Annotated in this window: 19 protein-coding genes and 1 riboswitch; of the genes, 8 read left to right on the top strand and 11 right to left on the bottom strand. The window is 74.5% G+C overall.

Features of this window, described 5'->3' with window-relative positions:
- Positions 1–83 precede the first annotated feature (83 nt).
- Positions 84–158 (bottom strand): 50S ribosomal protein bL37, encoded by a 75-nt coding sequence (locus ACIQFX_RS01600; protein WP_099895366.1) that lies wholly within the window; start codon positions 156–158, stop codon positions 84–86.
- A gap of 95 nt (positions 159–253) precedes the next feature.
- Between ACIQFX_RS01600 and ACIQFX_RS01595 the strand changes: the two genes are divergently transcribed.
- Complete coding sequence (locus tag ACIQFX_RS01595; protein WP_402457657.1) at positions 254–931, top strand: hypothetical protein; 678 nt, start codon at positions 254–256, stop codon at positions 929–931.
- 15 nt (positions 932–946) lie between these two features.
- On the opposite strand, the gene ACIQFX_RS01590 is transcribed toward ACIQFX_RS01595, so the two are convergent.
- Both ACIQFX_RS01590 and ACIQFX_RS01585 read right to left on the bottom strand, forming a co-directional pair.
- A complete protein-coding gene (locus ACIQFX_RS01590; RefSeq protein WP_402457655.1) occupies positions 947–1,501 on the bottom strand; it encodes a GNAT family N-acetyltransferase in 555 nt (184 codons plus the stop codon).
- Between the two features lie 41 nt (positions 1,502–1,542).
- On the bottom strand, positions 1,543–2,661 hold the full coding sequence (locus ACIQFX_RS01585; RefSeq protein WP_402457651.1) for a cobalt-precorrin-5B (C(1))-methyltransferase: 1,119 nt from the start codon (positions 2,659–2,661) through the stop codon (positions 1,543–1,545).
- A 12-nt stretch (positions 2,662–2,673) separates the two neighbouring features.
- Here ACIQFX_RS01585 and ACIQFX_RS01580 point away from each other — a divergent pair, with 12 nt between their 5' ends.
- Positions 2,674–3,405, top strand: a complete 732-nt coding sequence (locus tag ACIQFX_RS01580) for a cobalt-precorrin-6A reductase (protein WP_402457648.1) — start codon at positions 2,674–2,676, stop codon at positions 3,403–3,405.
- On the opposite strand, the gene ACIQFX_RS01575 is transcribed toward ACIQFX_RS01580, so the two are convergent.
- Positions 3,395–5,086, bottom strand: coding sequence for a fibronectin type III domain-containing protein (locus ACIQFX_RS01575; RefSeq protein ID WP_402458543.1), 1,692 nt, complete (start codon positions 5,084–5,086; stop codon positions 3,395–3,397). The genes ACIQFX_RS01580 and ACIQFX_RS01575 overlap by 11 nt on opposite strands.
- A 208-nt stretch (positions 5,087–5,294) precedes the next feature.
- On the opposite strand from ACIQFX_RS01575, the gene ACIQFX_RS01570 reads away from it, so the two are divergent.
- A complete protein-coding gene (locus ACIQFX_RS01570; protein ID WP_402458540.1) occupies positions 5,295–6,809 on the top strand; it encodes a serine hydrolase in 1,515 nt (504 codons plus the stop codon).
- An 11-nt stretch (positions 6,810–6,820) separates the two neighbouring features.
- Here ACIQFX_RS01570 and cobJ read toward each other — a convergent pair whose 3' ends face one another.
- From cobJ to ACIQFX_RS01555, 3 genes are read right to left on the bottom strand one after another with little or no spacing between them, the layout of a single operon-like run.
- A complete protein-coding gene (gene cobJ, locus ACIQFX_RS01565; RefSeq protein ID WP_402457645.1) occupies positions 6,821–8,320 on the bottom strand; it encodes a precorrin-3B C(17)-methyltransferase in 1,500 nt (499 codons plus the stop codon).
- Positions 8,317–8,952: a precorrin-8X methylmutase gene (locus tag ACIQFX_RS01560; protein WP_402458538.1), complete on the bottom strand. Its 636-nt coding sequence runs from the start codon at positions 8,950–8,952 to the stop codon at positions 8,317–8,319. The genes cobJ and ACIQFX_RS01560 overlap by 4 nt, the downstream gene beginning before the upstream one ends.
- Before the next feature lie 14 nt (positions 8,953–8,966).
- On the bottom strand, positions 8,967–10,283 hold the full coding sequence (locus ACIQFX_RS01555) for a cobalamin biosynthesis protein CobG (protein ID WP_402457642.1): 1,317 nt from the start codon (positions 10,281–10,283) through the stop codon (positions 8,967–8,969).
- 79 nt (positions 10,284–10,362) lie between these two features.
- A riboswitch (cobalamin riboswitch) is annotated at positions 10,363–10,498 on the top strand.
- Between the two features lie 38 nt (positions 10,499–10,536).
- On the opposite strand from ACIQFX_RS01555, the gene cobN reads away from it, so the two are divergent.
- Entirely contained in the window at positions 10,537–14,160 is a 3,624-nt protein-coding gene (gene cobN, locus ACIQFX_RS01550; RefSeq protein ID WP_402457638.1) for a cobaltochelatase subunit CobN, read from the top strand.
- Positions 14,161–14,244: 84 nt separating this feature from the next.
- Here cobN and abc-f read toward each other — a convergent pair whose 3' ends face one another.
- The gene (gene abc-f / locus ACIQFX_RS01545; protein ID WP_402457636.1) at positions 14,245–15,858 is read right to left on the bottom strand and encodes a ribosomal protection-like ABC-F family protein; all 1,614 of its coding nucleotides are present in this window, start codon (positions 15,856–15,858) and stop codon (positions 14,245–14,247) included.
- 108 nt (positions 15,859–15,966) lie between these two features.
- Positions 15,967–16,314: a DoxX family protein gene (locus ACIQFX_RS01540; RefSeq protein ID WP_402457633.1), complete on the bottom strand. Its 348-nt coding sequence runs from the start codon at positions 16,312–16,314 to the stop codon at positions 15,967–15,969.
- Between the two features lie 33 nt (positions 16,315–16,347).
- Between ACIQFX_RS01540 and ACIQFX_RS01535 the strand changes: the two genes are divergently transcribed.
- The 3 genes from ACIQFX_RS01535 to ACIQFX_RS01525 all read left to right on the top strand — a co-directional run bounded on the left by ACIQFX_RS01535 (position 16,348) and on the right by ACIQFX_RS01525 (position 18,212).
- A complete protein-coding gene (locus ACIQFX_RS01535; protein ID WP_402457630.1) occupies positions 16,348–16,620 on the top strand; it encodes a hypothetical protein in 273 nt (90 codons plus the stop codon).
- 279 nt (positions 16,621–16,899) lie between these two features.
- On the top strand, positions 16,900–17,853 hold the full coding sequence (locus tag ACIQFX_RS01530) for a DUF1648 domain-containing protein (RefSeq protein WP_402457627.1): 954 nt from the start codon (positions 16,900–16,902) through the stop codon (positions 17,851–17,853).
- Between the two features lie 2 nt (positions 17,854–17,855).
- Positions 17,856–18,212, top strand: coding sequence for a GntR family transcriptional regulator (locus tag ACIQFX_RS01525; protein WP_367823509.1), 357 nt, complete (start codon positions 17,856–17,858; stop codon positions 18,210–18,212).
- A gap of 45 nt (positions 18,213–18,257) precedes the next feature.
- Here ACIQFX_RS01525 and ACIQFX_RS01520 read toward each other — a convergent pair whose 3' ends face one another.
- Positions 18,258–19,217, bottom strand: a complete 960-nt coding sequence (locus ACIQFX_RS01520; protein ID WP_402457623.1) for a D-2-hydroxyacid dehydrogenase family protein — start codon at positions 19,215–19,217, stop codon at positions 18,258–18,260.
- A gap of 109 nt (positions 19,218–19,326) precedes the next feature.
- Here ACIQFX_RS01520 and ACIQFX_RS01515 point away from each other — a divergent pair, with 109 nt between their 5' ends.
- The gene (locus tag ACIQFX_RS01515; protein WP_402457620.1) at positions 19,327–20,682 is read left to right on the top strand and encodes a hypothetical protein; all 1,356 of its coding nucleotides are present in this window, start codon (positions 19,327–19,329) and stop codon (positions 20,680–20,682) included.
- Positions 20,683–20,838: 156 nt separating this feature from the next.
- On the opposite strand, the gene ACIQFX_RS01510 is transcribed toward ACIQFX_RS01515, so the two are convergent.
- Positions 20,839–22,095 carry a threonine/serine exporter ThrE family protein gene (locus ACIQFX_RS01510; RefSeq protein ID WP_402457617.1) on the bottom strand — a complete coding sequence of 419 codons (1,257 nt, stop codon included), beginning with the start codon at positions 22,093–22,095 and terminating at the stop codon, positions 20,839–20,841.
- Positions 22,096–22,100 lie beyond the last annotated feature (5 nt).

The raw sequence follows: 22,100 nt of genomic DNA, 5'->3' as shown, positions 1-22,100 counted from the left end.
ACACGACGACGGCAGGCACGACGGCCCCGCACACGACGACGGCCGGACCCCCACACGGGTCCGGCCTCCGTCATCGCCACGACTCAGGCGTTGGGCCGCTTGCCGTGGTTCGCCTTCTTCTTCTTGCGGGCCCGCTTCTTGTTGCCGCGCTTCGCCATGGTGACTCCTCCCTTTCCGTGGGGGTTTCCGTGCTGCCGAGCCTAGGTTCGGGACCCGGTGCCCGCATGTCGGTGCGAGGGTCTTGAATGGACCCGTGACCGTCTACGACGTCGCCCGGGCGCTGCCGGGCATCGAGGAACTGCGCGACCACAGCCGAGGACTCGCGATGCTGGAGGCCGTGCTCTGCCCGGAGTGGGAGAGCCGCTACTACTCCTTCGACGCGCACTGGTCGGAGACCGAGCAGCTGGCGTCCATGAAGGACGGCCAGGGCGACGAGTACACGATCGTCCTCTCCCCCGCCGGGGCGTTCGCCCGCGTCTTCGCCCACGAGTCGCCGCTGAGCCCGTTCGGGGAGCTCGCCGACGGACTGACCTGGCCCGGCGTGGTCGACGGGGTCCCGGAGGCCTTCCGCGAGTACCTGACGGAGCCCGCGTTCACCGACGAGGACGGGATCCACGTGACCACCGCCTGCCTGTGGCGCGAGACCGGGGACACCGCCTGGCGCACCGGCCCGGTCGAGTTCCCCGACCTGGACGGCCACCAGGACCCGGACGGCTCCGAGGGCCTCCTCCACCTGCTCGTGGACCGCTCGGCCGAGGCCTACGCCACCTGGGCGTCCGACTACTACGAGACCCGGGTCGACCCGGAGGCCGTCCGCCACGTCCTGGCGCTGCGTCCGCTGACGGCCGAGGTCGTGGCGGCCCTCAACCCGGACGTCGACCTCGCCGCCCTCGCGGACGACATCGCGGAGATCGACTACCCGGTCGCGTAGGCCGCCCGGGCGCGCTCACGCCGGAGTGGTCCCCCACTCCGGCGCCAGCACCGACATCACCGTCGCGTCCACCCGCTCGCCCTCCCACAGCAGCGCCCCGCGCAGGACGCCCTCCGCCGTGAACCCGGCCTTCTCGTACACCCGGCGGGCGCGCGGGTTGAACGCGTACACCTCCAGGGAGATCCGGTAGAGGCCGAGGGACTCGAAGCCGTGGCCGACGATCAGCCGGGTCGCCTCCGTCCCGAGGCCCCGCCCCGTCGCCCCCGGCACGAGCACGATCCGGAACGAACAGCTCTCGTTGTCCGGGTCCCACTCGTTGAGCACCGCCTCCCCGACGACCCGGCCCGTCGCCCGCTCCACGACGGCCAGGTCGAGCCGGTCCTCCTGATCCGCCCGCGAGCCGTACCACTTCCGCAGCGCCGCCTCGTCGAACCGCGCGTGCCCGCCGGTCAGCCGGCTCACCTCCGCGTCCTCGAACAGCGGCAGCAGCGCGGGCACGTCCTCCTCGGTGAGAGGACGGAGGACGACGAGGTCGCCGGTCAGCGTGGGCTTGTACGAGAAGTCGGTCATCCCCGGATTCTCGGCGGTCGCCGCGCCCGCTGTCGTCCGGATTACGGCCCCGCCACCGACGAGCGTCCGACGACCGTGCCCGCGCGGTCGATGCAGATCACGTCGACGGCGACCGCGGCGCCCCGCAGGACCGCGAGGGCCTCGTCGCGGGCGCGGGCGGCGACGAGGTCGCCGAGGGGGACGGCGGCGGCCTCGCAGAGGCGGAGGGCCGCGAGACCGGTGTTGGCGGCGGCGATCTCGGCGGCGAGCGCCTCGGACGCGCCACCGGTGCGGGCGAGGTCGGCGAGGAAGGCCCTGTCGACCTGGGAGCGGGCCGAGTGCAGGTCGAGGTGCCCGGCGGCCAGCTTGGACAGCTTCGCGAAGCCGCCGCACAGGGTGAGCCGGTCGACGGGGTGGCGGCGGATGTACTTGAGGACGGCGCCCGCGAAGTCGCCCATGTCGAGGAGGGCGATCTCCGGCAGGTCGTAGAGCGTCGTCACGGTGCGCTCGGAGGTGGAGCCGGTGCAGCCGGCGACGTGCGTCAGGCCGCCCGCGCGGGCCACGTCCACGCCCCGGCGGATGGAGTCGATCCAGGCCGAGCAGGAGTACGGGACGACGACGCCGGTCGTGCCGAGGATCGACAGGCCGCCGAGGATGCCGATCCGGGGGTTCCAGGTGGAGCGGGCGATCTCGGCGCCGTTGTCGACGGACACGGTGATCTCCACGTCTCCGGCGCCGCCGTGCCGGGCCGCGACCTCGGCGACGTGCTCGCGCATCAGCTGCCGGGGCACGGGGTTGATCGCGGGCTCCCCGACCTCCAGGGGCAGGCCCGGCAGGGTGACGGTGCCGACGCCCTCGCCGGCCCGGAAGACGACTCCGGAGCCCGGCGGCAGCAGCCGTACCGTCGAGCGGATCACGGCCCCGTGGGTGACGTCCGGGTCGTCGCCGGCGTCCTTCACGACGGCGGCCATGGCGGAACCGGCCGTCAGGGACTCGGCGGCCAGCGCGAACGCCGGCGTCTGCCCCTTCGGCAGCGTGATCGTCACCGGGTCGGGGAAGTCCCCGGTCAGCAGGGCCGTGTACGCGGCGGTCGTCGCCGCCGTCGCACAGGCGCCGGTCGTCCAGCCCGGGCGGAGACCGGTGTGCTTGAGTTGGGCCTCACGCCCGCCGCCTGAAGTCACGAAGGGGCTCCTGTGCACGTACTCATTCTCGGGGGCACCACCGAGGCCCGCGCGCTCGCCGGACTGCTGCACGGCTCCGCCGGCCTCCGCGTCACCAGCTCCCTCGCGGGACGGGTGGCGAGCCCCCGGCTGCCGGTCGGCGAGGTCCGCATCGGCGGCTTCGGCGGCGTCGACGGGCTCGTCGACTGGATACGGGAGCACGCCGTGGACGCGGTCATCGACGCCACCCATCCCTTCGCCGAACGCATCAGCTTCAACGCGGCCGCGGCGGCCGCCACCGCCCATGTTCCCCTGCTCGCCCTCCGCCGCCCCGGCTGGGTCCCCGGCGAGGGCGACGACTGGCGTTCCGTGGCCTCCCTCGACGAGGCGGCCCGCGCCCTGGACGGCCTCGGCGACCGCGTCTTCCTCACCACCGGCCGCCTGGGCCTCGCCTCCTTCGCGGCCTGCCCCCAGTGGTTCCTGGTCCGCTCGGTCGACGCCCCGGACACCCCCGTGCCCGCCCGCACCGAGCTCCTCCTCGACCGGGGCCCCTTCACCCTCGACGACGAGCGGGAGATCCTCGCCCGCCACCGCATCGACGTCCTCGTCACGAAGGACAGCGGCGGCGCCGCCACCGCCCCCAAACTGACGGCCGCCCGCGAGGCCGGCCTCCCGGTCGTCGTCGTCCGCCGCCCCCCGGTCCCGGACGGCGTCCCGACGGCGGCGACCCCGGAGGAGGCCGCCGCGTGGGTCGCTACTCGATGACGGGCGTGCCGAGTTCGGTGACCTCGACCCAGTTCAGGGTCGGGTCCCCCACGCGGAGCGTGTTCTCCCAGTCGTCCACGGCGATCACGGTGTACATGACGGTCTCGCCGTCGGCGGGGCTGGGGTGGAGGAACGAGGTGGCGCTCTCGGCGACGTACTCGACGCGGTGGGCGAGCCAGACATAACCGCCGTCGCCGTCGTCGTACCGCTCGGCCTTGAAGACCTCGTACCGCCTGAGGTCGGGCTCCGTGCTCGCGTCCCACTCGACCAGCACGCCGTCCTCGCGCGGGGTCGCCTTGACGCCCGTGACGGCCGCCGGGGCGTCCAGGTCGCCCTCGGTCGTGATCGAGGCCTCGGCGGAGAGCGGCGACTCGTTGCCGGCGGCGTCCACCGCCGAGACCGTGTACCGGTAGGTGGTGCCGTGCCAGACGGCCTGCATGTCCTTGAACGAGGTGTACCGGGACGTGCCGAGGAGGCCGCCGTTGCGGTAGAGGCGGTAGGAGACGACATCGGTGTCCGCCGGGGCGGTCCAGCTCAGCATGTGCTGGCGTACCGCGTCCGAGGCGTCCACCACGGTCAGGCCGGTCGGCGCCGCGGGCGCGTAGTCGCCGTGGGCGCCGGCGACGGTGGTCCGCGCGGAGACGTTCCCTGCGGCGTCGACGGCGGAGACGCCGTACGTGTAGCCGGTCCGCTCGGCGGCGGCGGTGTCCTTCCAGGCGGTGCCGGTGACGCCGGTCGCGACCTGGGTGGCGGGGTCGGTGGTGCCGGTGCGCTGGCGGTGCACGGTGTACTTCACGGCGCCGGTGACGGGCTGCCAGGCCAGGGCGACGCCGTCGGCGCCGTCGGTCGCGGTGACGCCGGCCGGGGCGGCGGTCGGGGTCCGGTCGACCGAGAAGACGGTCAGGTCGGCGCCGCCCCAGGACTCGTTGCCGGCCTTGTCGACGGCACGGAGTTCGTAGAGGTACGACTGGCCGGTCGGGGGCGGGTAGTTGAGGTAGGAGGTGCCGGTGATGAGGGCGGTGGAGCTGCTGATCCTGGCCCAGGCGGTGGTGGGCAGGCGCCGGTAGAGGCGGTAGCCGGCGAGGTCCATCTCCTTGTTGGCCGCCCACTTCACGGTGGCCTTGTTCAGCGCGGGGTCGTACGCGACGGACGCCCCGGTCGGCGCGAGCGGGCGGATCTTGTCCACCGTGGCCGAAGTGTTCGGGGTGTAGGTGAACTTGACGTTCGCGGCGCCGGTCCAGGTCGCGTAGTCGACGCGGAGGGTGTGGCGGCCGGCGGGGACGGTGAGGGCGACGGTCTTCTTCTGGGTGGTGGTGGTGTTCTTCCAGAGGTCGATCCGGCGGACGCCGTCGAGGTGGACGCGGATGCCGTCCTGGGCCTCGGCGGTGAAGGTGAAGGGGCCGCCGGAGCCGAAGTCGCGGGTCAGGGACCAGCGGACGGAGAAGTTGTCCTTGGGGAGGGTGACGCCGGCCGGGTCGCCCCAGCCGTAGTTCTCGGCGACGGCGCTGTCGCAGACCGTCAGTTTCGGGGTGCCGGTGAGCGTGGTGTTGGCGAAGTACTCCGCCTTCCACACGGGGGAGGCGCAACTGACGGCCGCGGAGGCCGGGGTGGCGGTGAGGAGGCCGCCGGATGCGGCGAGGGCGGCCGTTGCGGCCAGCGCGCTCAGCCGGGGACGAGTCATCACAGAGGGAGGGTCCTTTCCGGACCTACGGGACACAGGTGATGTGTGGGGGGGGAGAGAGAGCCGGGCGGTGCGGGTGGGAGCCGGTCCACCGCCGGGAGGGGACTCTACCTCCCGGTTCCTTCCGCGCGACAGGGGATTCCTCCCGGCGTTCAATGGAGGGGTGGGTACCGTCCGGTGGCTGGCCACGGCGGGACTCGTGGCGCTGATGGGCGCCGCGCCGAGTCCCTCGCCGACACCCGCGCCCGAGCCTCCCCCCGCGCAGCCGCCGCCGCTGCTCGACCGGGCGGACGTGGACCGGGCGGTGGGCCGGCTCGACGCGGACGTCGCGGCGATGATGAAGCGGACCGGGGTGCCGGGGGTGTCCGTGGCCGTGGTGTACCAGGGCAAGGTGGTGCACCTGGAGGGGTACGGGGTGCGGGAGGTGGGCAAGTCGGCGCGGGTCGACGCGGACACCGTGTTCCAGCTGGCGTCCGTGTCGAAGCCGATCGCGTCGACGATCGTGTCGGGTGCGGTCGGGGTGGAGGGCTGGCAGAAGCCGGTGGCGCCGGAGTTGCCGGAGTTCCGGCTGAAGGACCCGTGGGTGACCTCGCACATGACGGTCGCGGACCTGTTCTCGCACCGGAGCGGGCTGCCGGACCACGCGGGGGATCTGCTGGAGGACCTGGGCTACGACCGGGACTACATCCTGGCGCACCTGCGGTACGAGCCGCTGGCGCCGTTCCGGGCGAGTTACGCGTACACGAACTTCGGTCTGACGGGGGCGGCGGAGGCCGTCGCCGCGGAGAAGGGCGTGGCGTGGGAGAAGCTCGCCGAGGACACGCTGTACCGGCCGGCGGGGATGAACGACACCAGTTCGAGCTTCCAGGACTTCGAGGAGAACCCCGACCGGGCCGTGGGGCACGTGAAGGAGCCCGACGGGACGTGGAAGGCGCGGTTCGTGCGGGATCCGGACGCGCAGTCGCCGGCGGGCGGGGTGAGTTCCTCGGCGCGGGACATGGCGGTGTGGTTGCGGCTGCAGTTGGGGAACGGGACGCTCGACGGGCGGGAGGTCGTCGACGCCGAGGCGCTCGAACTGACCCACCACCCCGAGTCCGTTGCCTCGCCGGCGCGGGCGCCGGCGGGCAGGACTGGCTTCTACGGACTCGGCTGGAACGTGTCGTACGACGACGAGGGCCGGCTGCGGCTGTCGCACACCGGCGCGTTCGCGGAGGGCGCGCACACCAACGTGACGATGCTGCCGGGCGAGGAGTTGGGGATCGTCGTCCTCACGAACGGGGCGCCGGTCGGCGTCGCGGACGCGGTCGCCCTGGACTTCTTCGACACCGCGCAGGAGGGGAAGCCCAGCCGGGACTGGGTGCCGCTCGTCAACGCGCTCTACGAGCAGGAGGCGGACGCCGGCCGGTCGCCGACGGACTACGCGCATCCGCCGGCCGATGCCTCCGCCGCGAAGTCCGCCGACGCGTACGCCGGCACGTACACCAACGACTACTACGGCCGGATGACGGTGGCCGAGGTCGACGGCGGACTGGTGCTGCGGCTGGGGCCGGAGCCCCAGACGTACCGGCTGACGCACTACTCCGGCGACACGTTCAGCTTCCCGACGCGGGGGGAGAACGCCGTCGGCCTCACCGGCGTGACGTTCTCCCCGGACGGGAAGACCGTCCGCGTCGAGTACCTGGACCAGGAGGGGCTGGGCACCTTCACCCGCACGTCCTCCTAGCGGCGGTCGGCTCAGCCGTACCGGCGCGGGGTCCAGGCGATGGTGCGGCCGTCGGTGCGTTCGACGGCGCGGGTCTGCGAGGAGCCGACGAGGAGCAGGGTGCGCATGTCGACCTCGGACGGTTCCAGGGTCTTGAGGGTGACGACGCGGACGGACTGCTCGGGGCCGCCGACGTCGCGGGCGACGACGACGGGCGTCTCGGGGGAGCGCAGTTCGAGGAGGAGGTCGCGGGCGGCGGCCACCTGGTGGGTGCGGGACCGGGAGCCCGGGTTGTAGAGGGCGATGACCAGGTCGGCGGAGGCGGCGGCGCGCAGCCGGGCCTCGATGACGTCCCAGGGCTTGAGCCGGTCGGAGAGGGAGATCGTGGCGTAGTCGTGGCCGAGGGGGGCGCCCGCGGCGGCGGCGGCCGCGTTGGCGGCGGTCACCCCGGGGAGGACCCGTACGGGTACGTCGGCGTACTCCGGTTCGCAGGCGACCTCCAGGACGGCGGTGGCCATGGCGAAGACGCCGGGGTCGCCGCCGGAGACGACCGCGACCTTGCGGCCGCGGCGGGCCAGGTCGAGGGCGAACTCGGCGCGCTCGGACTCGACCTTGTTGTCGGAGCCGTGGCGGATCTGGCCGGGGCGGAGCACCGGCACCCGGTCGAGGTAGGTGGTGTAGCCGACGAGGACGTCGGCGTTGACGAGCGCGCCGCGCGACTCGGGCGTCAGCCAGGGCGCGCCGGCCGGGCCGGTGCCGACGACGACGACCTCGCCGCGGTCCCGCACGGGGGGCTGCTGGTCGATGCGGGAGGGCAGGACGGCGACGGAGAAGTAGGGGACCGACTCGGGGTCGATCTCGGACAGGGTGCCGGTCCGCTCGCCGGCCATGAACGCCCGCTCCACGTACCGGGCGTCGTCGAGGCGCCCGGCCCGCTCCAGGGCCCGCTTCACGGTGGGGAAGGTGCGGCCGAGCTTCATCACGACCGCCGAGTCGGTGCCCGCGAGGCGGGCCGTCAGCTCGTCCTCGGGCAGCGTGCCGGGGATGATCGTGAGGACCTCCTCCGCCTCGCACAGCGGCTCGCCGAGGCGGGCGGCGGCGGCGCTGACGGAGGTGACGCCGGGGATGACGGTGGTGTCGTAGCGGTCGGCGAGCCGCTTGTGCATGTGCTGGTACGAGCCGTAGAACAGCGGGTCGCCCTCGGCGAGGACGGCGACGGTGCGGCCGGCGTCGAGGTGGGCGGCGAGGCGGGCCGCGGCCTCCTCGTAGAAGTCGTCCAGGGCGCCCCGGTAGCCGCCGGGGTGGTCGGTGGTCTCGACGGTGAGCGGGTACATCAGCCGCTCCTCGACGTGGTCCTCGCGGATGTGCTCGGCGGCGATGGAGCGTGCGATCGAGCGGCCGTGGCGGGCCGAGTGGTAGGCGACGACGTCGGCGGCGGCGATGGCCCTGACCGCCGCGACCGTCATGAGGTTCGGGTCGCCGGGGCCGAGGCCGACGCCGTACAGCTTGCCGGTCGTGTGCGCGGTGCTCATGCCTGGATCTCCGCTTCGTGGGCGATCGCGTTGATCGCGGCGGCCGTCATGGCGCTGCCGCCGCGCCGGCCCCGTACGACCAGGTGGTCGAGGCCGAGGACGTTCTCGGCGAGCGCGTCCTTGGACTCGGCGGCGCCGATGAAGCCGACCGGTATGCCGAGGACGGCGGCGGGCTTCGGGGCGCCCTTCGCGATCATCTCCAGGAGGTGGAAGAGGGCCGTGGGGGCGTTGCCGATGGCGACGACGGAGCCTTCGAGGCGGTCCCGCCACAGTTCGAGGGCGGCGGCGGAGCGGGTGGTGCCGAGCTCGGCGGCGAGGCCCGGGACGGCCGGGTCGGAGAGCGCGCAGAGCACCTCGTTGTCGGCGGGCAGCCGCTTGCGGGTGACGCCGCTGGCGACCATCTGCGCGTCGCAGAGGATCGGGGCGCCGGCGCGCAGGGCCTCGCGGGCGTTCGCGACGACCTGGGGGGAGTACGCGATGTCCTGGACGAGGTCGGTCATGCCGCAGGCGTGGATCATCCGGACCGCCACCTGGGCGACGTCGGCGGGCAGGCCCGCGAGGTCCGCCTCGGCGCGGATCGTGGCAAAGGACCGGCGGTAGATCTCCGCCCCGTCCTTCTCGTAGTCGAACATCCTGGTGCTCTCGCTCATCTCGTCGTCGTGCGGGCCGTGGTGACAGCTTCGGTCAGGGCGGTACGGGGGGTGGGGGCGCCGTCCACCAGGTAGGCGCCGTCGGCGGTGGCGACGACGTCGACCCAGGTGCCGTGCGGGTGACCGCAGCGGCGCTCGCACCCGGAGTAGTGGACCGGGAGGCCCCGCGCGGACCCCGGGGCGGCATCCGCGCGGACGTCCGCGAGGGACTTGGCGCAGCCCGGCCGCCCGGTGCAGGCGCTGACGCCGGCCCAGGGGGAGTCGGGGCGGGTGATCAGCCCGTGGGCGTCGAGGGCGGCGAGCCGCTCCTCGTACGGGCCCGCTCCGACGACGACCGCGCCGCGCCACGGCGTCAGCCGTACCTCCTCGGCGGGCAGCAGGGCGCGCAGCTGGGCGGCGGTGAGGCGGCCGAGGGGCGCGAGGACGTGGAGGGAGTCGGCGCCGAGGGGGCCGGGGGCGAGCGGCGGGGCGTGCACGGGCAGCGAGTCCGCCGGTGGTACGGGCTCCGCCGCGATGCCCGCGCGGTCGAGCGTGCCGGCCACGTCCGGGGCGTGGCCCTCGGGCAGCTCCCGCACCCGCCAGGCGCCGTTTCCGGCCGCGCGGGCGGCGTCGAGGAAGGCCCCGGCGGCGGCGAGCGCGGCGCGGGGCGCGTCGGCTCCGGCGACCAGCCAGGCCCGCCCGCCGACGTACAGACGCACGGCGCCCGGCTCTTGTACGGCGCCCGGCTCTCGTACGGCGTCCGGCTCCCATACGGCGCCCGGCTCCTCCCGCACCCCGGTCGGCCGCACTGCGACCAAGGTCACATCGCCGCCCAGGCCCGCCACGTCGGCGCGTCCGTCGTCGAGGACGAAGAGGAAGCGGCCGGAAAGCGCCGCCGCCCAGGGTTCGGCGCAGAGCAGGGAGTCCAGCTCGCGGGCCCACAACTGGACCTCGGGGCCGCCGAGTCCGTCGAGGCCGGCGGCCGGGGAGGCCACGATGTTGCGGACGCGCTCGTGGGTGGGGGAGGGCAGCAGGCCCGCCTCCGCGAGCAGCGCGGCGAGCTCCGCCCCGCACTCCTCCGCGAGGCCGCGCAGCTCCGCGTTCCCCCGGGAGGTGAGGCTGATCCGTCCGTCGCCGAGGGTCTCCGCCGCGACCGCCAGCGCCTCGACCTGATGATGAGTCAAACGACCTGCGGGCAGACGCAGTCGGGCCAGTCCGCCGTCGTCGGCGGCGTGCAGGCGCAGCGCCCCGGGGCAGGCGTCGCCACGGTCCCGAATGCGAGCTTCGTCCCGCGCGGGCGTCGAGGGTGGGGTGGGCGGCATGGCGGCGAGCATACCCACGGGGAACCGGGCCGCCACCGAGTGTGATCCGGCCGACTCCGCGGCCCGCCCCGCCCCGCCGACGCCACGATCTAGGATGCAGATCGGCATGGGGTCCCAGGACCCCGGGGAGGAAGCCCGGTGAGAATCCGGCGCGGTCCCGCCACTGTGAGCCCGTACCGGCGACGGTACGGGTGAGTCAGGAACTCCCCGCCGTCCACACGACCACCCGGGGCGCGGACAACCCCGAGGAAGGCCTGAGCTCGCCATGCTTCTGCTGCTGTCGCACTCCGACACCGACCTGCTCAGCGCCCGTGCGGCGAACGCCGGCTCAGCCGGCGGCCCGGTGGAGTACCGCTTCGCCAACCCCTCCCGGCTCCCCCTCGCCGACCTCCCCGGCCTCCTCGACGACGCCGAGCTCGTCGTCGTCCGCCTCCTCGGTGGCCTCCGCTCCTGGCAGGAGGGCATCGATGCCATCCGCGCCACCGGAAAGCCGGTCGTCGTCCTCAGCGGCGAACAGGCCCCCGACGCGCAGCTGATGGAGGCCTCCACCGTCCCCGTCGGCGTCGCCACCGAGGCCCACGCCTACCTGGCGCACGGCGGCCCGGAGAACCTGGAGCAGCTCGCCCGCTTCCTCTCCGACACCGTCCTCCTCACCGGCCACGGCTTCGAGGCCCCGGCCGCCGCCCCCACCTGGGGCCCGCTGGAGCGCACCCCGAAGCCCGTCGACGGTCCGACCGTCGCCGTGCTCTACTACCGCGCCCACCACATGAGCGGGAACACCGCCTTCGTCGGCGCCCTCTGCGACGCCGTCGAGGACGCCGGAGCCCGGGCGCTGCCGCTGTACGTGGCCTCCCTGCGCGCCCCCGAGGCGGAGCTGATCTCCGTCCTGAGCGGAGCCGACGCGATCGTCACCACCGTCCTCGCGGCCGGCGGCACCAAGCCCGCCGAGGCGCAGGCCGGCGGCGACGAGGAGGCCTGGGACGCGGGCGCGCTCGCCGCGCTCGACGTGCCGATCCTCCAGGCGCTGTGCCTGACCGGCTCGCGGTCCGCGTGGGAGGAGAACGACGAGGGCCTCTCGCCGCTGGACGCCGCCAGCCAGGTCGCTGTCCCCGAGTTCGACGGCCGGCTCATCACCGTCCCCTTCTCCTTCAAGGAGATCGACGAGGACGGCCTGCCCGCGTACGTCGCCGACGCCGAACGCGCGGCCCGCGTCGCCGGGATCGCCGTCCGGCACGCCCGGCTCCGCCACATCCCGAACGCCGAGAAGAAGCTGGCGCTCGTCCTCTCCGCGTACCCGACCAAGCACTCCCGCATCGGCAACGCGGTCGGCCTCGACACCCCCGCCTCCGCCGTCGCGCTGCTCCGCCGCCTCATCGCGGAGGGCTACGACTTCGGACCGGCCGAGGACCTCCCCGGCCTGGTCTCCGGCGACGGCGACGAGCTGATCTACGCCCTCATCGAGGCCGGCGGCCACGACCAGGACTGGCTCACCGAGGAGCAGCTCGCCCGCAACCCCGTCCGCATCCCGGCCGCCGACTACAAGCGCTGGTACGCGACGCTGCCCGCCGAGCTCCGCGAGCAGGTCGAGGAGCACTGGGGCCCGGCGCCCGGCGAGATGTTCCTCGACCGGTCTCGCAATCCGGAGGGCGACATCGTCCTCGCCGCCCTGCGGCGCGGGAACCTGCTGATCCTCATCCAGCCGCCGCGCGGCTTCGGCGAGAACCCGATCGCGATCTACCACGACCCCGACCTCCCGCCGTCGCACCACTACCTGGCCGCCTACCGCTGGATCGCCGCCCGCGCCGAGGACGGCGGCTTCGGCGCCGACGCCATGGTCCACCTGGGCAAGCACGGCAACCTGGAGTGGCTGCCCGGCAAGAACGCCGGCCTGTCCGCCGCCTGCGGCCCGGACGCGGCGCTCGGCGACATCCCGCTGGTCTACCCGTTCCTCGTCAACGACCCGGGCGAGGGCACCCAGGCCAAGCGGCGCGTCCACGCCACCCTCGTCGACCACCTGGTCCCGCCGATGGCCCGCGCCGACTCGTACGGCGACATCGCGCGCCTGGAGCAGCTCCTCGACGAGTACGCGCAGATCTCCTCCATGGACCCGGCGAAGCTGCCCGCGATCCGCGCCCAGATCTGGACGCTGATCCAGGCCGCCAAGCTCGACCACGACCTCGGTCTGGAGGAGCGCCCCGAGGACGACGGCTTCGACGACTTCCTGCTGCACGTCGACGGCTGGCTGTGCGAGGTCAAGGACGCCCAGATCCGCGACGGCCTGCACGTCCTCGGCGGAGCCCCGGAGGGCGAGGCCCGCGTCAACCTGGTCCTCTCGATCCTGCGCGCCCGCCAGATCTGGGGCGGCACGCAGGCGCTGCCCGGCCTGCGCGAGGCCCTCGGCCTCGACGAGTCGGCCGCCACCCGCACCACCGCCGACGAGGCGGAGGAGAAGGCCCGCGCGCTCGTCGAGGGCATGGAGGCCGCCGGCTGGTCCGTCGCCGCGATCGACACGGTCGCCGCCGCGTACGGCCCCGAGGTGCACGCCGTGCTGCGGTTCGCCTGTGAGCAGGTCGTGCCGCGCCTCGCCGCCACCACCGACGAGCTGGCGCACGCCGTGCACGCCCTGAACGGCGGCTTCGTCCCCGCCGGCCCGTCCGGCTCCCCGCTGCGCGGCCTGGTCAACGTCCTGCCGACCGGCCGGAACTTCTACTCCGTCGACCCGAAGGCCGTGCCGTCCCGGCTCGCCTGGGAGACCGGCCAGGCCCTCGCCGACTCCCTCCTGGAGCGCTACCGCACCGACAACGGCGAGTGGCCGACCTCGGTGGGCCTCTCCCTGTGGGGCACGAGCGCGATGCGCACCGCCGGCGACGATGTCGCCGAGGCGCTCGCCCTGCTCGGCGTCCGCCCGCTGTGGGACGAGGCCTCCCGCCGCGTGAACGGCCTGGAGCCGATCCCGCCGGCCGAGCTCGGCCGCCCGCGCATCGACGTCACCCTGCGCATCTCCGGCTTCTTCCGGGACGCGTTCCCGCACGTCATCGGCCTCCTCGACGACGCCGTGCGGCTGGTCGCCGGTCTGGAGGGCGAGTCCGCCGAGGACAACCACGTCCGGGCGCACGCGCAGGCCGACCTCGCCGAGCACGGCGACGAGCGGCGCGCCACCACCCGCATCTTCGGCTCCCGCCCCGGCACGTACGGCGCGGGCATCCTCCAGCTGATCGACTCGCGCGACTGGCGCACCGACGCCGACCTCGCCGAGGTGTACACGGTGTGGGGCGGGTACGCGTACGGACGCGGGCTCGAAGGGCGCCCGGCGCGCGCCGAGATGGAGACCGCGTACAAGCGGATCGCGGTCGCCGCGAAGAACACGGACACCCGCGAGCACGACATCGCCGACTCCGACGACTACTTCCAGTACCACGGCGGCATGGTCGCGACCGTGCGCGCGCTCAAGGGCACCGCGCCCGAGGCGTACATCGGCGACTCCACCCGCCCGGAGACCGTCCGCACCCGCACCCTCGTCGAGGAGACCTCCCGGGTCTTCCGCGCCCGCGTGGTCAACCCGCGCTGGATCGAGGCGATGCGCCGCCACGGCTACAAGGGCGCGTTCGAGCTGGCGGCGACCGTCGACTACCTCTTCGGCTACGACGCCACGACCGGCGTCGTCGCCGACTGGATGTACGACAAGCTGACGCAGGAGTACGTCCTCGACCCGGCGAACCAGGCCTTCCTCAAGGAGGCCAACCCGTGGGCCCTGCACGGCATCGCCGAGCGGCTCCTCGAAGCCGAGTCCCGCGGCATGTGGGAGAAGCCGGACCCGGAGACCCTGGCCGCCCTGCGCCAGGTGTTCCTGGAGACGGAGGGCGACCTGGAGGGGTCGGACGAGGACTGAGCCCCGTCCGGGGCCGGGGGCGCCCGGGACGGACGGCGCTGCTCTCCGGACAGGACCCGGCCGGGACCGGGGGTGCCGTGCCGGTCAGGACGCCCCCCGACTCCCCACCCTTGCCGGGGCCGGCTCCAGTGCGAGACGACGGCCCCGGAAACCCTCTCTCAGCCGCCGGTCGTGGCTGACCACGACCAGCGTGCCCGGGTACAGCGCGAGCGCGGCGTCGATCTCCTCCACCAGGCCGGGAGCCAGGTGGTTGGTCGGCTCGTCGAGGAGCAGCAGACCGGCGGGTGAGGTCACGAGCCGGGCCAGCTCCAGCTTGCGGCGCTGGCCCGCCGACAGGAGACGCACCGGGGTCGCGAGATCCCGGGCGGCGAAGAGCCCGAGGGCGAGCAACTCGTCCTCGCGGCCTTCCCCGAAGGCCTCCCTCACCGTACGGGGGTCGGTGGGCGGGGCCGTCTCCTGGCGGAGCATCCCGACGCGGGCCGGTGCGCGCACCGAGCCCGCGTCCGGGACGAGTTCACCCGCGAGGACCTTCAGGAGCGTCGTCTTCCCGGCGCCGTTCGGGCCGGTGACCAGGAGCCGTTCGCCCGCGCCGAGGTGCAGGGCGTCCAGGCGGAGCCGGCCGTCCACCCGCACGTCCGCGAGGTCGACGGGGGAGCCCTCGGCGCCGGTGAGGTCCGCGCGGAAGCGCAGCGGCTCGGGCGGCGGCGGCACCGGGTGCGCGGACAGCCGGGCGAGCCGCTCGCGGGCGGCCCGGATCCTGCTCATCGCCCCGTGTGCCCGCGACCGGGCACGGAAGGCGCCGGCGCCGCTGAACGCGGCCGGGGCCTTGCGGGGGATCGCCGAGAACCGGTCGATGTGCGTGTCGGCGAGGGCCGTGTACCGGGCGAGGTCCTCCTTCCACTCCTCGTACTCCCGCTGCCTGCGGGCCCGTTCGGCCGCCCGCCCGGCCAGGTAGCCCGGGTATCCGTCGCCGTAGCGGCGCACGGTGTGCCGGTCCTCGTCCACTTCGAGGACGGCGGTGGTCACCCGGTCGAGGAACACCCGATCGTGGGAGACGGCGACGACCGTGCCCCGGTGGGTGCGCAGCCGCTCCTCCAGCCACTCCACGGCCTCGTCGTCGAGGTCGTTCGTCGGCTCGTCGAGCAGCAGCAGTTCGGGCTCGGCGGCGAGCACGCCCGCGAGGGCGAGCCGTGAGCGCTGTCCGCCGGAGAGGGTGCCGAGCGGCCGGTCCCGGTCGAGCGGTCCGCGCTCGCCGAGCCGCCGCAGGGTCGTCTCCACGCGCCGGTCGGCGTCGGCGCCGCCCCGGGCCTCGTATCCGGCGAGGAGCTCGGCGTATCCGGCGAGGTCCCCGGTGGCGGCGAGGTCGGCCTCGGCGGTCCGGACGGCCCGCTCCAGCGCCCGTACGTCCGCGAGCGCGTGGTCGACGGCGTCGCCGACGGTGGCCGCCGCGGGGAGGTCCAGGGTCTGGGCGAGGTGGCCGAGGCCGCCGGGGGCCTCGACGGAGACGGTGCCGTTGTCGGGCTGCTCCAGACCCGCGAGGAGTCGCAGCAGGGTCGACTTCCCGGAGCCGTTGTCCCCGACGATCCCGAGCCGCTCACCGGGGCGGACGGTGAGCGAGACCCGGTCGAGCACGGTCCTGTGCTGCACGTACCGGTCGTCGTAGCGCTTGCTGACGTCCACGAGTCGGGCACGGAACAAGGGGTACCTCCTGTCGCCGGGGAGGCGAGACGGTTCGTCTCGCCTCGACGACGGTACGACAGGGGAGGGGAATTTGCAAGACGAGACGTCTCGTTTCGTTGAGAAACCTCAGGCGGAGGTCGTGCGCAGGACCAGCGCGGCCGCCGCGATCAGGGTCAGCACCGCCGCCGGCGCCGGCTCGTAGTCCTTCACCCGCAGGTGGGCGACGGCGGCGCCGGCGAAGTAGAGGACCAGGCCGACGGCCGCGGCCACGCCGAGCGGTGCGACGAGGAGGCCCGCGAGCGGACCGAGCGCGCCCGCCGCCTTCGCGGTCGCCAGTAGCGGAAGCATGCCCTCCGGTACGCCCGCCTTGGTCATGCTGCCCACGACCTGCGGATTCTTGGTGAACGTCATGAAGGCGGAGCCGGTCGCCGCGAGGGCGAGCAGGGCCGCGACGACGGCATGGGCGATGAACATGGAGGTGCTCCAACGGTATGGGGACGAAAACCGATGGAACTCGACCCGAGCCAACTGGTCGCGATCCTCAACGAGTTGGAGACGGCCGGGCTCGCCGAGCGCCGCCGCGACCCCGCCGACCGGCGCCGCCGCATCGTCGAGATCGCCTCGGCGGGCACCGAAGCCCTGGAGCGCATCGACCAGGCCGTGAGCGACGCCGAACGCGAACTCTTCGGCGACCTCACCGAAGTCGAACAGGCGCTCCTGTGCGGCCTGTTGGACCGCGTCGTCGTCGACCCCGCCGCCCACGACTGCGGCGCGGAGTAGCGGAGCGACAGCCGGTACCCGGCGCCCGCACGACCTCGCCTCGCCGCCTCACCGCCTCGCCGCCTCACCCCCTCGTCGGTTCATGGCGGGAGGCGCGCCGCGTCCGCGATCTCGATCCCGCGCGCGGCCCCTGCCCGCGCGCGGCCCCTGCCCGTCCCTGTCGCCCAAGTGCGCGAGGGGGCAGCCGTTCTGTCGGCGTCGGCGATGTGCTCGGAGACGTCGAGAGGGGGCTCCCTCGATCCGCATTGTTCTAGTAGAGTGCAAACAAGGGAGGTTTTCATGAACCGTGTCGCACCTCGTCTCCGCGCGCTCGCCGCGCTCCCCTTCGTTCTCGCACTCGCCGTCCACCTGCTGCTCCTCGCCCGCTGGTGGGACGCGCTGCCCGCCGAACTCGCCACCCACTACTCCCTCGGGGACGGTGGCGAGGCCGACGGCTGGACGAGCCGCGCCGGCTACGTCCTCATCAGTACGGCCCTGATCGCCGGCGTCGCCGCCACCTGGACCGCAGCCGTCCGGCGGCGGGTCCTGTGGGGCGCCTGGGCGACCGCGGGCTTCGTCGGCGGACTGCTCGTCCGGACCCTCCGCAACAACCTCGTCGACGCGTTCGAGGTGCAGGTCTCCGTGCCCGCCGTCGACCTCGCCGTGGCCGGGACGGCGGCGGTCGCCGCCGGCCTCGCCGGCTGGGCGCTCACCTCGCTCGTCCCGGCGGACGAGCCGGCGGGCCGGCCGGGGGCGCCCGAAGGACCGCGACTCGCGCTCGGCGCGAGCGAGGTCGCGGGCTGGACCCGCTCCACCGGCTCCCGGACGCTGACCGCCCTCGCGGTCCTCGCCCTCGCCGCCGCCCCGGTCGCCCTCCTCGTCCTCGACTGGCCGGACGCGCTGTTCGGCCTGCTCGGCCTCGTCATCGGCGTGCCCGGGCTCGCGCTCGCCCGGGTCCGGGTCACCGTCGACCGGCACGGCCTCACCGTCCGCTCCGGCGTCTTCCCCAAGCCCCGCGTCCGGATCCCGCTCGACGAGGTCGCGGGCGCGGCCGCCGGGGACGTCCGCGCCGTCGCCGACTTCGGCGGCTGGGGCTACCGCGTCCGGGCGCACCGTACGGGCGTGGTGCTGCGTTCCGGCGAGGCGCTCGTCGTACGGCGGGACGGTGGCCGGGAGTTCGCGGTCACCGTGCCCGACGCGGCGACGGCGGCCGCGCTGCTCAACACGCTCGCCGAACGGCATGGGAAGGTCTGACCGTGCTCTTCCGTGTCGACCCCGCCTCTCCCGTCCCCCTCGGCGACCAGATCGCCGCCTGCGTCCGGGGCGCCCTCTCGGACGGCTCGGCCGCTCCCGGCGAACGCCTCCCGGCCGCCCGGGAGCTCGCCGACTCCCTCGGCGTCAACGTCCACACCGTGCTCCGCGGCTACCAGCGCCTGCGCGAGGAGGGCCTCATCGAGCTCCGCCGCGGCCGGGGCGCCCTCATCGTCCCCGGCGCCACCGCCCCCGACCGCGCCCGGCTGGTCTCCCGGCTGCGCGAGGCGGCGGCGGAGGCCCGCGAACTCGGCCTGAGCGACGACGAGTTCGTGGAGCTCGCCCGCACCAGCCTGGGCTAGGACCTGTCTGACGATTCCCGCCGGGCCCCTCCGCGCCGGTGCGCGTCAGGGCAGTTCGCGTACCGGCGTGCCCGCCAGGAAGGCCTCGATGTCCTCGACGGCCTCGCCGAAGTACCGGGCGTAGTTGGCCTCCGTCACGTAGCCGAGGTGGGGGAGGGCCAGCACGTTCGGCAGGGTGCGCAGCGGGTCGCCGGCCGGCAGGGGTTCGGTGTCGTACACGTCGAGGCCGGCGCCCGCGATCCAGCCCTCGCGCAGGGCCCGGAGGAGCGCCCCGCGGTCGACCAGGCCGGCCCGCGAGGTGTTGACGAGGTACGCGGAGGGGCGCATCGCCCGCAGCTCCTCCTCCCCGACCAGGCCCCGGGTGCGGTCGGACAGGACCAGGTGGAGCGAGACGAAGTCGCTGTTCGCGAACAGGTCCAGCCTGCTCTCGGCCAGCCGCGCGCCGTGCGCGGCGGCCCGCTCCTCCGTCAGGTTCTGGCTCCAGGCGACGACGTCCATGCCGAAGGCGCGGCCGACCGCGGCGACCCGGGCGCCGATCTTGCCGAGGCCGACGAGTCCCAGGGTGCGGCCCGCCAGGTCGCTGCCGACGGTGGACTGCCAGGGGCCGCCCTCGCGCAGCGCCTGCGCCTCGGTCCGCACGTGGCGCGCGAGGCCGAGCAGGAGCGCCCAGGTCAGTTCGGTCGGCGGCGCGGGGCTGCTGGCGGTGCCGCAGACGACGACCCTGCGGGCGCGGGCGGCGGCGAGGTCGATGGAGGCGTTGCGCGGCCCGGACGTGACGAGGAGCCGGAGCCGGGGGAGGCGGGCGAGGAGCTCCGCGTCGAACGGTGTCCGCTCCCGCATGATCACGACGATCTCGCAGTCCTCGACGGCGGCGACGACCGCGTCCCGGTCGGCGAGGTGCTCGCGGAGCACCCGGACGTCGACGCGGTCGGCGAGCGGGCTCCAGTCGGCGGAGGCGAGGGCGACGCCCTGGTAGTCGTCGAGTACGGCGCAGCGCGGCTTCATGCCCCCATGCTCCGTGATCGCGTACACCCTTGTGGCCCGCCCGGGGCGACAGGCCTCGCCCCGGCTCGCAGAATTGCCCTGAATTGTCACGATGTGAGGAGCGGGTGCCATGGCTGCGGGCGACAGTGCCGACGAACTTGCCGAACTCCGGGCCAGGCTGGCCGCGCTCGAAGCCGAGAAGGCCACCGCCCGTCCGCCCCACCACCGCGTCCGCTCCTTCTTCTCCGCAGTGCTGATCGTCCTCGGCTGCATCCTGATCCCGCTGGGCATCGTCGCCTCCTGGACCGCCAGCATCGTCGGCGACACCGACCGCTACGTGCAGACGGTCAAGCCGCTCGCCTCCGACCCCGACGTCCAGGCCGCCGTCGCGAACCGCGTGACGAACGCCGTCATGGAGCACATCGACCTCCCCGCGCTCCTGGAGGACATCGCGCCCGCGGACCGGCCCCTGGCGGAGAAGGCCCTCGGCAAGCTGGGCGGCTCCCTGGAGAGCGCGCTGAGCAGCTTCGTCCACGACCGGGCGCAGGACATCGTCGCCTCGCCCGCCTTCGAGACCATCTGGACCGACGCCAACCGGGCCATCCACACCTCCCTCGACCGGGCCCTGACCGGCAGCGACGAAGGCGCGGTGAAGATCGAGACGGACACGGTCACCATCGACCTGGCGCCGGTGATCGAGCGGGTCAAGGAGCGGCTCGTCGCGTCCGGCCTGGAGGTCGCGGCCAAGATCCCCGAGATCCACACCGACTTCACCGTGGTCAGGTCCGACGACATCGGCAAGGTGAAGACGGCGTTCTCGCTGCTCCAGGCCATGGGCGTGTGGCTGCCGGTGATCGCCGTCCTGCTCGTCGCCGGCGGTGTGCTGCTCGCCGTGAAGCGCCGCCGCACGCTGGTCGCCGCCGCCCTGGGCGTCGCCTTCGCGGCGATCGTCCTCGGCGTCGCCCTCACCGTCTTCCGCACGGTCTACCTGAACGCCCTGCCGGCCACCGTCTCCCCGGCCGCCGCGGGCTCCGTCTACGACACGCTGGTCCGCTTCCTGCGCACCTCGGTCCGGGTGTTCGCGACCCTCGGCATCCTGATCGCCCTCGCCGCCTGGCTGTCCGGACCGAGCCGCCCCGCCGTCCTCGTCCGCGGCCTCTGGCACTCCGGCATCACCGCGACCCGGTCCACCGCCGACCACGCGGGCATGAAGCTCGGCCCGGTGGGCCCGTTCGTCCGCCGCCACCGCACCTGGATCACCTGGATCCTCGTCGCCGGCGCGGCCGCCGCCCTCGTCTTCTGGTCCTACCCCACCGGTGCCGTCGTCGTGGGCATCGCCCTCGCCCTGCTCTTCGCCCTGGCCGTCGTCGCCTTCCTCGCCGAGGAGCCCGCCGAGCGGTCCCCCGCCGCACCGACGCCCCCCGGCGGCCGGCCCCCGAAGGAGCCGCCGCCCGCCGGGGGAAGCACCCCCACCCCGCAGGTCTAGCGCGCGAGGGAGAGGGGGCGGCCGGCCCGCAGCGGGCCGGCCGCCCCCTTCGGCGTTCCAGGTGTGTCCCGTCGATCAGGCCGACGCCCGGGGGCCCGTGGACCGGGCCGACGTCCGGGGGCCCGTGGACCGGGCCGCCGTTCCGGGGGCCGTCGATCAGGCCGGGAACTCCTTCTCGCCGCGGGACGGTACGAGCGCCGCGCCCGCGAGGAGGCCGACCGCGATGGTCGTGACGATCGTGACGAAGTCCATCAGGTCGTGGAAGCCGTGGAGGACGTGCCCGCCCGCCAGGGAGGTCAGCGCCCGCAGGCCGAGGGAGCCGACGGTGAGGGTGAAGAAGCCGCCGAGGAGGAGGACGAGCCGGGGCGGGCGGCCGGCCGGCCGGGCGAGCAGGTCGGCGGCGACCGCGAGGGCCATGGCGGCGACGAACGTGCCGGCGACCTCGCCGACCAGCGCCGTGCCCGCCGCCTGCACGCCCAGCGACAGGTAGACGAGCCCCGCCACCCAGCCCGCGATCCGCCACGGCACCCCGAAGGCCAGGACCAGGCCCACCGTGAACACCGCCCAGCTCCCGACGATCACCCACCGGGACAGGTCGGCGTCCTGCGCGGTGTCGAAGAGCGCGTCCGCCGGGGTGCCGGTGACGGCCACGCCGAGGAGCACGCCCACGTACAGCTGGAGGAGCAGCACGAGGGCGTAGACGAGCCGGACGGCGCCCGTCGACAGGAAACCGCCGACGAGTTCGGCGGTGGCCGCGCTGAGCAGGTCGCCGGGCACGAAGAAGAACAGCGCCGGAAGCATGATCAGTACGGGGCCGCCGTGGCCGTGGCCCGGCTGGAGCAGCCCCAGCGTCATCAGGGAGACCAGGACGGCGGCGAGCAGCGGCAGCACCCGCGCCAGCCGCGGCCGCCGCTCCGCGAGCACGGTCAGCACCGCCACCGGCGTCGCGAGGAGCGCGGTGGTGCCGATCTCGTACCAGGTCGGCTGGACGGCGGGCGCGAAGCCGACGGCGAACAGCGCGATGCCGGCGCCGCGCGCCCAGCGCGGCACCGTGGAGGGCAGGTCCTCGACCCGCCGCAGGCCGGCCGCCGCCTCGGGCAGCGGCGGCCGGGTGTCCCGTACGCGCTCGACGAACTCCTTCAGGGCGACCACCCGGTCGAGCCGGGCGAGGTCGGGGAAGGCGCGGACGGTCGAGGTGAGGGTGCGGCCGCCGGCCGTCACGGAGAGCACGGCGCCGTCCGCGACGAGCACGGTCTCGGCCCGCCCCCCGTACGCCCGGGCGAGGCCCCGGACGACCCGGTCGACGCCCTCGGCGCCCTCCCCGCTGGACTCCAGCATGAACCGGGTGAGTTCGCGCAGGAAGGCGTGGAGGGCGTCGGGGTCGGGATCGGTTCCGGTGGAGGGAGCGGTCACTCCCC

The organism is Streptomyces sp. NPDC093089, from assembly GCF_044754405.1.
Lineage (GTDB): Bacteria > Actinomycetota > Actinomycetes > Streptomycetales > Streptomycetaceae > Streptomyces.
This window is presented reverse-complemented; position numbering and strand designations above follow the sequence as displayed.